Origin of the sequence: Oribacterium sp. NK2B42 (assembly GCF_000424445.1) — a bacterium.
Taxonomy (GTDB): domain Bacteria; phylum Bacillota; class Clostridia; order Lachnospirales; family Lachnospiraceae; genus Oribacterium.
In genome coordinates, this window is sequence record NZ_AUJX01000014.1 from 16,509 (window position 1) to 30,194 (window position 13,686).

Annotated in this window: 10 protein-coding genes; all 10 read left to right on the top strand. The window is 44.6% G+C overall.

Going from position 1 to position 13,686, the window contains the following annotated elements:
• Positions 1–40 precede the first annotated feature (40 nt).
• The 10 genes from G625_RS0106250 to G625_RS0106295 all read left to right on the top strand — a co-directional run bounded on the left by G625_RS0106250 (position 41) and on the right by G625_RS0106295 (position 13,272).
• The gene (locus G625_RS0106250) at positions 41–1,306 is read left to right on the top strand and encodes an SLC13 family permease (RefSeq protein ID WP_029200431.1); all 1,266 of its coding nucleotides are present in this window, start codon (positions 41–43) and stop codon (positions 1,304–1,306) included.
• A gap of 376 nt (positions 1,307–1,682) precedes the next feature.
• Positions 1,683–3,977 carry a hydratase gene (locus tag G625_RS0106255; RefSeq protein ID WP_029200432.1) on the top strand — a complete coding sequence of 765 codons (2,295 nt, stop codon included), beginning with the start codon at positions 1,683–1,685 and terminating at the stop codon, positions 3,975–3,977.
• A 515-nt stretch (positions 3,978–4,492) separates the two neighbouring features.
• Positions 4,493–4,792 carry a citrate lyase acyl carrier protein gene (gene citD / locus G625_RS0106260; protein WP_029200433.1) on the top strand — a complete coding sequence of 100 codons (300 nt, stop codon included), beginning with the start codon at positions 4,493–4,495 and terminating at the stop codon, positions 4,790–4,792.
• Positions 4,792–5,694, top strand: coding sequence for an aldolase/citrate lyase family protein (locus G625_RS0106265; protein WP_029200434.1), 903 nt, complete (start codon positions 4,792–4,794; stop codon positions 5,692–5,694). Before citD ends, G625_RS0106265 begins: the two co-directional genes overlap by 1 nt.
• Positions 5,695–5,696: 2 nt before the next feature.
• Positions 5,697–7,259, top strand: a complete 1,563-nt coding sequence (citF, locus tag G625_RS0106270; RefSeq protein WP_029200435.1) for a citrate lyase subunit alpha — start codon at positions 5,697–5,699, stop codon at positions 7,257–7,259.
• A 202-nt stretch (positions 7,260–7,461) separates the two neighbouring features.
• Positions 7,462–7,998, top strand: a complete 537-nt coding sequence (citX, locus tag G625_RS0106275) for a citrate lyase holo-[acyl-carrier protein] synthase (RefSeq protein ID WP_044931848.1) — start codon at positions 7,462–7,464, stop codon at positions 7,996–7,998.
• A gap of 51 nt (positions 7,999–8,049) precedes the next feature.
• Positions 8,050–9,231 (top strand): triphosphoribosyl-dephospho-CoA synthase, encoded by a 1,182-nt coding sequence (locus G625_RS0106280; protein ID WP_029200437.1) that lies wholly within the window; start codon positions 8,050–8,052, stop codon positions 9,229–9,231.
• Positions 9,224–11,056 (top strand): hypothetical protein, encoded by a 1,833-nt coding sequence (locus tag G625_RS0106285; protein ID WP_029200438.1) that lies wholly within the window; start codon positions 9,224–9,226, stop codon positions 11,054–11,056. Before G625_RS0106280 ends, G625_RS0106285 begins: the two co-directional genes overlap by 8 nt.
• Positions 11,049–11,951: a TPM domain-containing protein gene (locus tag G625_RS18660; protein WP_049895764.1), complete on the top strand. Its 903-nt coding sequence runs from the start codon at positions 11,049–11,051 to the stop codon at positions 11,949–11,951. The genes G625_RS0106285 and G625_RS18660 overlap by 8 nt, the downstream gene beginning before the upstream one ends.
• A gap of 115 nt (positions 11,952–12,066) precedes the next feature.
• A complete protein-coding gene (locus G625_RS0106295; protein WP_029200439.1) occupies positions 12,067–13,272 on the top strand; it encodes a [citrate (pro-3S)-lyase] ligase in 1,206 nt (401 codons plus the stop codon).
• Positions 13,273–13,686 lie beyond the last annotated feature (414 nt).

Below are 13,686 nucleotides of genomic sequence, written 5' to 3' on the forward strand. Positions count from 1 at the left end.
TAGAGGCATTCAGCCTCGGAAAATTTTAGGAGATTTAGAAATGAATTTTGCATTGATTTCGCTTGTAGTATTGGCTGTAGTAGTTGCAGTCGGATTTATCAAGAAGATAAATATCGGTTTCTTTTCAATCGGAGCAGCGTTCCTCCTTGGTCTGGCAGGAGAGATGTCAGCAAAGGATATTTCAAAGGGCTTTTCAAGCTCCATGTTTGTTACACTTGTAGGTGTTACCTTCTTCTTCGGAATGGCTTCACAGAATGGTACACTTGATCTTTTCTCCAAGAAAATCGTAGCTCTCGTAGGAAAGAGAACTTATCTTATACCGATTCTTATGTTTGCTCTTTCAGCATTCATCTCAGCTATCGGACCCGGACATATCGCAGCCGGAATCCTCATGACAACCTTCGCTGTATATCTTGCATTTGAGCTTGATATCAACCCTATGGCAACCGCTCTTTACGCAAAGCTCGGTGCCAATGCAGGATGCGCTTCAACCCTTTCCATGACGGGTATCCTGGCGAAGAACCTCAGTGAGCCTCTGGGATACACAGGATTTGGCACTCACCTTTTCCTTACAACACTTCTTTCAGGTTTCGTTTTCACACTTATTCTTTACATCTACTATAAGGGTTACAAGGTAAAGGGAGACAACCCTCTTAAGCTTTCAGATATTCCTGCATTTAACAGAGATCAGAAGATCACAGTTGCAGCTATCGTTATCATGGTTGTCGCATGTATCGGTTTCAAGCTTGACACAGGACTTTTCGCATTCGTTGCAGCTGCAGTACTTATCCTTCTCGGATGTGCAGATGAGAAGAAGGCTATTAAGTCAATCCCTTGGGGCACACTGATGCTCATCTGTGGTGTAGGCGTACTTGTAAATGTTATCGACAAGCTCGGCGGTATCACACTTGTATCAGATTTCTTAAGCTCACATATGAACCAGAGCACAGCAGCACCTATCATGGCAGCTACTTCAGGTATCCTTTCATGGGTAAGTTCAACAACCGGTGTTGTAATGCCTACACTTTATCCTATCTGTGACAACATTGTTAAGACATTCGGATCAAATGTAAGCTATGTAGAGCTTATATCAGCGGTTACAGCTACATCCTTTGCTGCAGCTATCAGCCCTCTTTCGACAGGTGGTGCGATCATCATGTCATCTTACTCGGCAGCTAAAGAAACAACAACAGATGAGATGAACAAGATGTTCAAAACTCTTTTTCTCTTATCGGTAATGAACGTTGTTATCAACGTAATCATGGCTGCGCTTGGTGTATTCAATCTCGGACATCTCTTCTATTAATTCCGGATTTCAAGCACAATACAAGCTTCACCCTGAGAGAAGAATAAATAGTGCCGTTCCTACTCATAGGAAAATGTGGTAGGGACGGTATGTTTTTTCTCATAAGCATAGGAAGACTGTATACAAGGTGGTGGAGACGATAGGAAATGCCTATGGCTTTTATATCGATATATATATTTTACTAATATTCATATCTGAATTAATATATTTGCATAGATAATTGATGGCATAAAGCAGATTGCGGATTAAAAATGTGGTACAATAATCGTAAATTTACTATTAAAAACCACTTTTGTACTGTGCAACATGCATATGTCTATGGATTTTCAAAAACGTATATTTTAACCCATAAGGGCACTATTAAGGAGGTTTTATTATGGTCAAGCTTCATGAAGGCGGCGTATATCTCGTAAACGGAAAAGAAATCGTTCCCGAGAAGGAAGCAGCTAAGGTAGAGCAGCTTACCGGCAAGGCTGCAGACAAGGCAGAGGCAAAGAAGGGTACTATCGCATATGGTATCATGAAGTCTCACAATACCAATTCAAACATGGATGATCTCAAGATCAAGTTTGATGCAATGGTATCACATGATATCACTTATGTAGGTATCATCCAGACAGCAAGAGCTTCAGGAATGGAGAAGTTCCCTCTTCCTTATGTTCTTACCTGCTGCCACAACTCACTTTGTGCAGTAGGCGGAACCATCAATGATGATGACCACTACTTCGGTCTTACAGCTGCAAAGAAGTACGGTGGAATCTATGTTCCTCCTCACATTGCAGTATGTCACCAGTTCATGCGTGAGAAATTCGCAGGCGGTGGAAAGATGATCCTCGGATCTGATTCACACACACGTTACGGTGCTCTCGGAACCATGGCTATCGGTGAGGGCGGCGGAGAGCTTTCAAAGCAGCTCCTTCAGCAGACCTATGATGTTGCTTATCCCGGTGTGGTTTGTATCTACCTTACAGGAAAGCCTGCACCATTTGTAGGACCTCATGATATCGCACTTGCAATCGTTAAGGCAGTATTCAAGAACGGCTACGTTAAGAATAAGGTAATGGAGTTCGTAGGACCCGGCGTTTCATCTATGACAACAGACTACAGAAACGGCATAGATGTTATGACCACCGAGACCACATGTCTTTCTTCTGTCTGGAGAACAGACGACGATACAAAGGCATTCCTTACAAAGCATGGAAGAGGAGAAGACTTCAAGCAGCTTGATCCTGCTGAGGTTGCATACTATGACGGCTGCGTAGAGATCGATCTCTCAGAAATCCGTCCTATGATCGCACTTCCTTTCCATCCTTCAAATGCTTACGAGATCACAGAGCTCTATGCAAACCTTGAGGATATCCTTCGCGAGACAGAGAAGGAAGCAGAGAAGGTAGCTGAAGGAAGAGCACACTTTACTCTTCTTGATAAGATTACAGCTGATCATAAGCTTCAGGTACAGCAGGGAATCATCGCAGGCTGTGCCGGCGGTAACTATACAAACGTTGTTGAGGCTGCACATGCCCTTAAGGACAAGAACATCGGCGACGGTGAGTTCTATCTCAGCGTATATCCTTCATCACAGCCTGTATATACAGACCTTGACCGTAAGGGACTTCTTGCAGATCTTATGGATGCCGGTGCTATCATCCGTTCAGCATTCTGCGGACCTTGCTTCGGTGCCGGTGATACACCTGCTAACAATGCTCTTTCAATCCGTCATACAACACGTAACTTCCCTAACCGTGAAGGTTCAAAGCCGGGTAACGGTCAGATGTCTGCTGTATGTCTCATGGATGCTCGTTCAATCGCAGCAACAGCTGCTAACAAGGGTATCCTTACATCAGCTGAAGAGCTTGATTGCTGGGGCGATATTCCTGAGTACAACTACGATGACAAGGCTTACAGAAACAGACTGTATCAGGGCGTGGGTGAGGCTAAGCTTGATACAGAGCTTCGTTTCGGACCTAACATCAAGGATTGGCCTGAGCAGGAGGAGATGACAGACAATATTCTCCTTAAGGTTGCATCAAAGATACTTGATCCTGTAACAACCACCGATGAGCTTATCCCTTCAGGTGAGACCTCATCCTTCAGATCAAATCCTCTCGGACTTGCTGAGTTTACACTTTCAAGAAGAGATCCTCAGTACGTTGGAAAGGCAAAGGCTGTAAGAGATCTTGAGGCTGAGCGTAAGAACGGAAAGGTTCCCGCAGAGGTAGCTGATGTATTCAAGGTTATCAACACAATTCCCGGTCAGGAGAATGTTAAGGCTTCAGACGTTGAGATCGGTTCTACAATCTACGCTAACAAGCCGGGTGACGGTTCTGCCCGTGAGCAGGCTGCTTCCTGCCAGAGAGTTCTCGGAGCTCTTGCAAACATCACTCAGGAGTATGCTACAAAGAGATACAGATCGAACTGCATGAACTGGGGTATGGTTCCGTTCCATCTTAAGGGCGAGCCTGACAAGTTCGAGGTAGATGATTACATCTATGTTCCGGGCATAAAGAAGGCTCTTAGGGACAACAAGCTCGACGATGTCAAGGCTTATGTGATCAAGGACGGAAAGGCTACAGAAATCGAGCTTTATGTTCTTCCTATGACAGAGAATGAGCGCCAGATCGTTCAGGATGGATGCCTCATCAACTACAACAAGTTTGGACATAACAAATAATAGAAATACAAATTCTGATCATTGATGGAAATGGATTGCAGCTAAGCCGGAAGCTTTGATTTCGACATTCCAAAATGATTATAGACAAGGAGAAATGCTTTCACGTACGTAGATGAAAGCATTTCTTTTTTTGTAAAAAGAAACCCGGTTTCATATCCACCGGGGAAGTTTTCACCGGCGAGAATCGTCCCCGGTGCATCCCTATAAAAACTGTTTGCATATTAAGTTCAAAATGCAATAGGAAAAACCTATAAATGCCATAACATCACAAATATTTTACTATAAAAAATATACGGATTATTATAGAAATAACACAATTACAAAGTTTAAATTTCCGAAGCGCTAGGTTATAATTACTAATAGTTTAAGCGCAGTTAACAGCGCATAGGGATTGTAAATAACAGCTGTTTTGAGGGGCTTTCCGGCTTCCTTAAATGAGCGTTATGAAAGAACTTTAAAGTCACAATTGTTTACGCGGGATCAAAGGAAAGGATCCTGCATCCAAGGAGGAAACTATGGAAATTAAGAAACCTGCTGTAGCGGGCACTATGGAATCCAGTGACTGCCAGGTAACTGTTGAACCTGGTGACGGAAAAATCGATTTCACACTGGATTCTGCTGTAGCTCATCAGTTCGGAAACCAGATCCGCAAGGTGACACTGGAGACACTCAAGAATCTTGGCGTAGATAACGTAAAGATTTCTATCGTTGATAAGGGTGCTCTTGACTGTACTATCAAGGCACGTATTGAGGGAGCAGTTTTCCGTTCAGTTGACCAGTACAAAGATTTACCATGGGGAGGTGCAATCAGATGATTGAGAATCCTAACAAGAAGAGATTAAGAAGATCCATGATGTTCCTGAATGCTCAGAAGCCATCACTCATCAAGGATCCATATATTTACAAGATTGACTCTCTCATGCTTGATCTCGAGGATGCCGTTGCTGTTACAGCCAAGGATACAGCAAGATTTTCTCTTTACCATGCTTTAAAGACAATTGATTACAGAGGATCAGAGCGAGTTGTTCGTATTAACGGACTTGATACAGATCTTTGGGAAGAGGATATCAGAGTCTGCGTAGCAGGTGGTGCTGATGTTATCCGTATCCCTAAGACAGAGGATGCTTCAATGGTACATGCCGTTGAAGAGAAGATCGTTGCAGCTGAGGAGGAGTTTGACCGTGAGCCGGGCTCAACTCTCATCATGTCAGCTCTTGAGTCCTGTAAGGGTGTTATGAATGCATATGAGGTATGTACATCATCAGACCGTATGATCGGTGTTGCCCTTTCAGGCGGAGACTATACAAAGGATCTTCAGACAAGAATCACAGGAACAGGCGTAGAGCTTATGGGTGCTCGTCAGCAGATGATCATCGCTGCTCGTGCTGCAGGTGTTCAGTGCTTCGATACAGTATGGACAAATCTTGATGATATGGAAGGCTTCCGTAAGGAAGTTCAGATGATCCATGATATGGGATTTGATGGTAAGTCATGTATCAACCCTCGTCAGATCGACATCGTTCATGATATTTATACTCCTACTCAGAAAGAAATCATATTTGCTGAGAAGGTTATCAAGGAGATCGATGAAAAGAAGGCTAAGGGCATCGGTGTATTCACAGTTGACGGAAAGATGATCGATATCGCTTTCTATGACGGTGCTAAGAGAAACATCATGCTTGCAAAGGCTGCCGGAGTATATAAGGGGGATCTGTAATTATGATTAATGCAGTTGGTAGAGACATACCTGAGGAGATCTTAAAGGCTACAGGTAAGGAAGTTTTCCAGGGAACTCATCACTTCGACGGTTATGAGTATCAGACAGCTTCACATAAAGTAAAGTGCGTTATAAATTCTAACGGAACAAAGCTCGTTGATAACATCCACGAGGTTCTTGTAAAGTGCGGAATCAAGGATGGCATGACTCTTTCATTCCACCATCACTTCCGTAATGGTGATAAGGTTCTCAACATGGTTATGGAAGAAGTTCATAACATGGGAATCAAGAATATCACAATCTGTGCTTCATCACTTGGAAGCCAGAACGATCCAATCGTTTATATGCTTGATGACGGAACAATCACAAATATCCAGTCATCAGGTGTACGTGGTCAGATCGGTAAGGCTATTTCTGAAGGAAGACTTCAGGGACTTGCCATCATGCGTTCACACGGTGCCCGTTCAAGAGCTATCGAGAGCGGTGAGACACATATCGATATCGCATTTATCGGTGCTCCTACAGCTGATGAGTACGGTAACCTTAATGCTAACGGCGGTAAGGCTGACTGCGGTGTTCTTTCATACGCAGCTGCAGATGCTATGTATGCTGACCGTGTAGTAGCTATTACAGATACACTTGTACCTTTCCCTAACCTTCCTGCACAGATCACACAGACCTATGTTGATTATGTGGTTAAGGTTGACGAGATCGGTGATCCTACAAAGATCGCTACAGGTGCTGCAAAGCCCACAACAGACCAGAGAAAGCTTCTCATGGCTAAGTACTGCACAGATTTCGTAGTAGCTACTCCTTACTTCAAGGAAGGCTTCTCATATCAGACAGGTGTCGGCGGAGCTTCTATCGCTTCCACAAAGTTCCTTGCTGAGATAATGAGAGAGAAGAACATTCACATGTCCTTCGGTGTAGGTGGTATCGCTAAGCCAATGTGTGATCTTCTTGAGGAAGGACTCATCAAGACTCTCGTAGATACACAGGATTTCGATCAGGACGCTATCAGGTCTGTTGCAACAAATCCTAACCATCACTACATCACAGCAAGTGAGTATGCTGATCCTTTCAACAAGGGTGCTTATGTTAACAAGCTTGACTTCGTTATCCTCGCTGCTCTTGAGGTTGATACACATTTCAACTGTAACGTAGTAGTAGGTTCTGACGGTGTCATCACCGGTGCTCAGGGCGGACATCCTGATACAGCTGCCGGTGCAAAGTGCACAATCGTTATCGCACCTATCATGCAGGGAAGAATTCCTACAATCTGCACAGATTGCACAACCGTTACAACTCCGGGTGAGGATGTTGACGTAGTTGTTACCGATTACGGTATCGCTATCAATCCTAAGAGAACAGACCTCATTGAGGCTACAAAGGATAAGGGACTTCCGCTCAAGACTATCGAAGAGCTCAGAGACATTGCTTACAGCATCACAGGCGAGCCTGAGAAGGTTCAGTTCGGTGACCGTATCGTAGGTATCATCGAGGGCCGTGACGGTACTATCATGGACGTTGTTCGTCAGATTAAGCCTTTCGAGTTCAAGGACTGATGAATATTTAAGCTAAGTTGTAAAACTTAACATTTAATTAAAGATGGCGTTGTGGTGGTCTTTTGGATACATCACAGCGCCATTCTTTTGTATAATGATATTGATGTCACGAAGCACGTAAGGACGCTTTTTCAGGCCCGGGAGTGCGGAATGTGTGAGGAATAAATTGTTTTAAGATATATATGGCCCGGGAGGATGTAAGATGCCGAAAATACTTGATTTTGAACATGAGGTTACAGTGCCGGAAATGATGGAAGCACGGGATCACAGAGTAGAAATGCAGAGAAGTATCATAGGGAATACCGGACATCCCGTAATCTGTTTTATGCTTAATGTTCCAGGCCCCCACAAAGTGTCGGAAGACTTTTCGTGGGCATTTCATGAAGGTGTCAGCAGAATAAAGCATAAACTTGAGGCTAATGACTTCAGAATCGTGTATGAAGAAACAGAAGAGCATGTAACAGGATATTTATTTTATGCTTCTGTTGACAGTGATTCTGTAAGCATTAAAAAAGCCATGTGTGAGATAGAAGAGGCTGACAGGCTGGGACGTATTTTTGACATTGATGTGATAAAAACCGATGGGACGAAGGTCAGCCGTGAGGAATTTGGAATGGGTCCGAGAAAGTGCCTTATGTGTGAGGAGGAAGCCCATTTCTGTGCAAGAAACAGGACGCATAAAGTCAGTGACATGGTGGAAGAGATAAAAAGGATCATCAGGGATGCGAAAAGCACATGAGTGATCAAAATAGTTTTCGGAACTTTAAAACTCACTATAAAAGCAGGGACAATGTCAGGCATACAGTACAGCGAAAAAAACAGAATAAAGGTTAGAGAAGAGCTGGCGGAGACTGTCGGATGGCATGTGAGGAATGCTCTTCTGGGAGAAGTATATGCAACCCCCAAACCCGGGCTTGTGGACAGAAGAGATACAGGTGCCCACAAAGATATGACCTTCGAGACGTTTCTGGCCAGCACTGAAGCTATAACACCATATCTTACAGAGATGTTCAGACAGGGGATGAATCATCAAAGAAGTGAAAATTCAGATTCTGATGTTTTCGGGAAAACGGAGGATGTTGAAACAAAAGCTCCCTCAGGTTCGGATGATTCCGGTAAAGCAAACTTCATTGACGAGGAATCGGTTTTCTTAGAGATCAGAAAAACAGGAATAGAAGCTGAAAAAGCCATGTATGCTGCCACCGGTAATGTCAACACCCATAAGGGCATGATCTTTACCATGGGGATACTTCTTGCGGCAGCAGGCATAAATGCAGGCAGGGATTTTTTTACTAAGCTTTGTGATAATACAGTGTCTGATGAAGATGTTTTCAGCGAGAAATATAAAACTTTCGGAGAGGATAAAACAGGAACGGCTGAAAGACTCTTTGACATACCTGAGATACTCGAGACCGGAATGCGTATGTCTGCCCGGATTCTTGAGAGAGATTTCGAAGAGATGGAAAAACGTGAACCGAGAACTCATGGTGAAATGCTCTATCATAAATACGGTGAAAAGGGTATCCGGGGTCAGGCCATGGCGGGTTTCCCCATCATCCGGGATATAGGCATTCCGACCATGCGCAAGTTCATGAATATTTCGGAGGATATGAAACTTCGAAGTGAGATTGCTGAAACTGCGACATTAAGAACCGACCTTCTTGAAGGGGAAGGAAGTATGCGGGATGAGCATTATGAGAATGCCGTAAACATTAGCACCCTCATAGCCATCATGTCAGAGCTCAAGGATACCAATGTTCTCACCAGGAGCTCTTATGAAGAAATGGAGTGGCTAAGGGCGGAGAGCGCTAAAATCCTCAGGCTGGGAGCGGCTTTTAGTGAAGAAGGACTTTCGGCAATTGAGGAACTTAATGTAAAATGTATTGAGAAGAATATCAGTCCCGGCGGGGCGGCGGATATTCTCGCGGTAACCATATTGCTTTTAAAGCTGGAGGGGAATAGTTATGTATGAGTGCCCGAATTGCGGTGGAGATCTGAGATTTGACATACCTTCACAGATGCTTAAATGTGAGCATTGTGATGCTACATTTGACCCTTATTCTGTTGAAAAGGAGCAGGATGTTGAGGAACATACTATAGAAGTGGAGGCTCCGGAGACGACTGGGGATGATGACGGGGATGCTGTGGATTCCGCCGGTGCAGATGCCCCGGAGTTATCCGGGGAAAAAGTGGATCCTGCCGGTACTAAAGCCAAAAAGACATCCGGGAAAGCCGGAAATGAGGGAGACGCAGAGGGTAAGCGGGTTTTGCAGGTGACCATATTTACCTGTAAGAGCTGCGGTGCGGAAATATCCAGTACGAACCTGAGTGCTGCCGGATTCTGCAGCTACTGCGGACAGCCTGCGGTGTTCTCCTCAAGAATAAGTAATGAGAGGCGGCCTGAGAAGATCATCCCCTTCAAGATAGACAAGGCGGCCTGCAGGGAAAAATTTGTAAAGCGGATAAAGGGGGCGATTTATGCCCCAAAGGAGCTTACGGACCCTGAAGCATTATCAGGATTCGTAGGCGTTTACATGCCCTACTGGGTCTACGGTTTTTCCGTTGGTCCAAAGGCTATAGTCCCTGTTTCCAAAACAAAGATGGAGGGCAGATATGAGATCACAGATAAATACAGCCTTACCATGGATGTGGATGGACATTTTGACGGAATAGCCTTTGACGCTTCAAGCTCCTTTGATGACCACATTGCTGAGGTTATCGCCCCTTACGATGCAAAGGATATGATAGAGTTCACACCGTCCTTCCTTTGCGGCTTTTATGCGGACATCCCGGATGTGCCCTCGGATGTTTATAGGGATGATGCGGAGATTTATGTCCTTGAGCATACCTTTGAAATGATAGACAAGGAGTGTAATAAGAAGGGCTTTAATCGAGATAATCTGGGATCCGGAGTCAAAAAAGCAGAGGATGTGGTGAAGCTTAAATATAACGGGGAAAAGGAAGCGATGCTTCCGGTGTGGTTCCTTACCTACAGGAAGGGAGACCGTGTATGTTATTCTGTCATGAATGGTGTTACCGGAAAGCTTTCCGCAGATATACCGGTGGATTTTAAGTCCTTCTATATCGCTTCCTTCCTTATGGCGATACCTATCTTTTTCCTCCTTAACCTGCAGTTCACCATTCAGCCCGGATCCGTGCTGATCTTCGCCATGATCATGGCGTTGGTGACGGCAATCCTGTATCTTACAGAGATAGATAAGATCGAGAAGCAGGAGGACCCTGCGGAAGACCAGGGTTATGTGGCTGCGAGATGCAGAGGAGTCTTTAAGGACGGTTCAAAGGTAGAATCCAATGCCTACAAAGAGTTCAAATCAAAAACCGCAGAGAAGAAGACCTATCAGCCCGGAGGCTGCGGATCGATACTTGGATATCTTTTTGTAGCCTATTGGGGACTGGAGATGATCCTGGGAGTCATATTTATATTGATGGAGTACTGGTATATAGTTGTGGGCATCCTTTTCGTACTGGCAATATTCGTGTTCTATATCTACATGACAGACAGTAAGAAGGCTGACAAGGCAAAGGCTGCCGGTGACAAGAAGGCAGCCAAAAAATACAGCTACACAGAGATGGCGGGAGTGATAATAGGACTTGTTATAGCCGGTGTGGTGATCATATGGAATCCTGTGGAAGACATCATTTTTTATGCAGCAAGTACTGCGGTTTTCGCAGGCATAGTTTACACCATTACAGGAATCATAAAGAAGTACAACATTTTGTCCACACATCCCATACCGGAGTACTTTGACAGGGAAGGAGGTAACATTCATGCTTAAGAATAAAACAAAGCTTATGGGCTTGTTACTGACCGATCTAACTCTTAAAAATATCATCAAACAATATAAGGCGAATGAGGCAAATATCAGAAACAACAGGGTATCAGCCTTTATGAGAGCTCTTTTGGGGATGCTTGTCCTTATATTCATTTTCGCATCGGAAAGTATTGCCGGGGAGGTGAAGTATACTAACCCCGAAACAAATTATGTGGTTTATATTGATGACGCTGCGAACCTCCTTACCGATGATGAAGAAAACAGCCTTTCCGAAAAAATGACAGGCATCACGGAATACGGTAATGCAGCCTTTGTTACCAATGAAGAAGCTCATAGTGAATCAACCGCCTACTATACCGAGGACAGATATCAGGAGCTGTTTGACTGGGACAGCGGAACCATGTTCATGATCGATATGGCGGACAGAGAGATTTTTATACACAGTGACGGAGATGTATACGGTATTGTAAATAACGACAGAGCAGAGACTATAACGGATAATGCCTACAGACTTGCAGGGAAGGGTGATTACTTTGGCTGCGCATCCCTTGTTTTTGAACAGATACTGAAGGTGCTGGAGGGCGGACGTATAGCACAGCCCATGAAGTACACCAGTAATGCTGTCCTTGCCATCATCCTTGCGTTGCTTATAAATTACGGTCTTCTTACATTTTCAAGAAGAGCATACAAGAGAGAGATAAGAAGTGATGAGGTTCTGGTACATGCGGTGAACAGCTTTATATTGGGTGCCAGCGTGGAGCAGTTCCTGAGACAGACCAAGAAATATATACCGCCTTCATCCAGCAGTGGTGGAAGCCATCGCAGCGGAGGCGGCTTCAGTGGCGGCGGTGGCGGAGGCGGCGGCCACCACGGCGGTGGCGGCGGACATCGTTTCTGAGTGGAGTAGTTTTCCATCGGGAAAACTACGACCGATATGGCGAGAGCAAAGCTCTCGTCCCGAAGGGATCAGGTGAAGGCCTTCCTTGGGCCGAACCTGACCAAAAAGGAGAGTTATGGCAGAGGCAAATTATTCTATAACATCAGTCGGTCCCGGTGACCGATATATGAAAACACAGGTGGAGGCCCTCCTTGAAAAAGAAGGCATCCACTTAGATAAAAATCTGGATTACACGGCAGCCATGCTGGACGATGATTACAATGTCATCGCTACCGGCAGCTGTTTCGGAAACACTCTGAGATGCATGGCGGTAAGCTCCGACCATCAGGGAGAAGCCCTGATGAACGATATCGTATCCCATCTTATCGAATATCAGTTCGGCAGAGGTAACTATCATATCTTTCTTTATACTAAATGCAACACAGCTCTTTTCTTCAACAGCCTCGGCTTTAAAGAAATAGCCCGTATGGAAGAATGCAATATCGTATTCATGGAAAACAAGAGAACCGGCTTCAGGGATTATCTTGAGAATCTAAAGAAGGAGACATTGGCACAGCTTAAGGAAATGGATTTTGAAAAAGCTAAGGCTTACGAAACCCTGCTTGAAAATGATGCATCAGCTTCTGGAAGCGGTATTGCAGAAAACCCTGCGACACAGGCAGGTTCATCTGACACTGCTTCAGTAATGAGAAGCGACGCTCCGGGTCTCAAGGTATCAGCAATCGTGATGAATGCAAATCCTTTCACCCTCGGTCACAGATATCTTGTAGAAAAAGCCATGGAGAACTGCGACATACTCCATCTCTTCATGGTCTCCGAAGATGCGAGCCTTGTACCATTCGCCGTAAGACGTAAGCTTATAGAAGAAGGCACTGCTGACCTGAAGGGAATCATATATCATGACTCGGGCTCCTATATCATAAGCTCCGCAACCTTCCCGGCCTACTTCCAAAAAGGCGATAATGCTGTCATAAAGAGCCAGGCGGGAATAGACCTTCACGTATTCGAGGGAATTGCAAACAAACTCCATATCAATTCCCGATTCGTAGGAGATGAGCCCACCTCACTTGTAACAGGCATCTACAACGACATCATGTCCGAAGCCCTGCCCAAAGCCGGCATAGAATGCAACATAGTCCCCAGAAAGGAACATGACGGAAAAGCAATCTCTGCCTCCACCGTCAGAAAGTACATTCATGACGGAGAGCTTGAAAGCATAAAAAACCTTGTTCCTGAGACGACATACAAATACTTCACTAGCGACGAAGCAAAAGAGGTAATTGATAAAATCAAAAGTGAAACAGATGTGATTCATTATTAATGAAAATTAGGCCGGAGGCGGAGGGCATCCATCTGAATGCGTTGAGCTGAGTCGAGAAAAATCAAACTTGGACATCTTAGCGGCTCTTGGTTCCCTTTTCCTTAGCTCCCTCGCCAAGTCTGAGTTTTCATAAAAGTAAACTCAGACATTGGCGAGGGCCTAGAGCCGCTTAGATGTCCAAGTTTAGATTTTTCCGACGAAGCGACTCGCATTCAGATGGATGCCCTCCGCCTCCGGCCGACCGATCGAGAAGAATGAAAAAAGTCAATGAAAGTATTGCAAAATCGATGCCGATGTATTAAAATACATCAGTATTTTGTGAGCTCGAGTGCCGGAATGGCTTATCATGGTGCCACAAAGCACGAGAATTTAATTAAAAAAAGATAAACAAACCGAATAGAAATATTCAGTAGT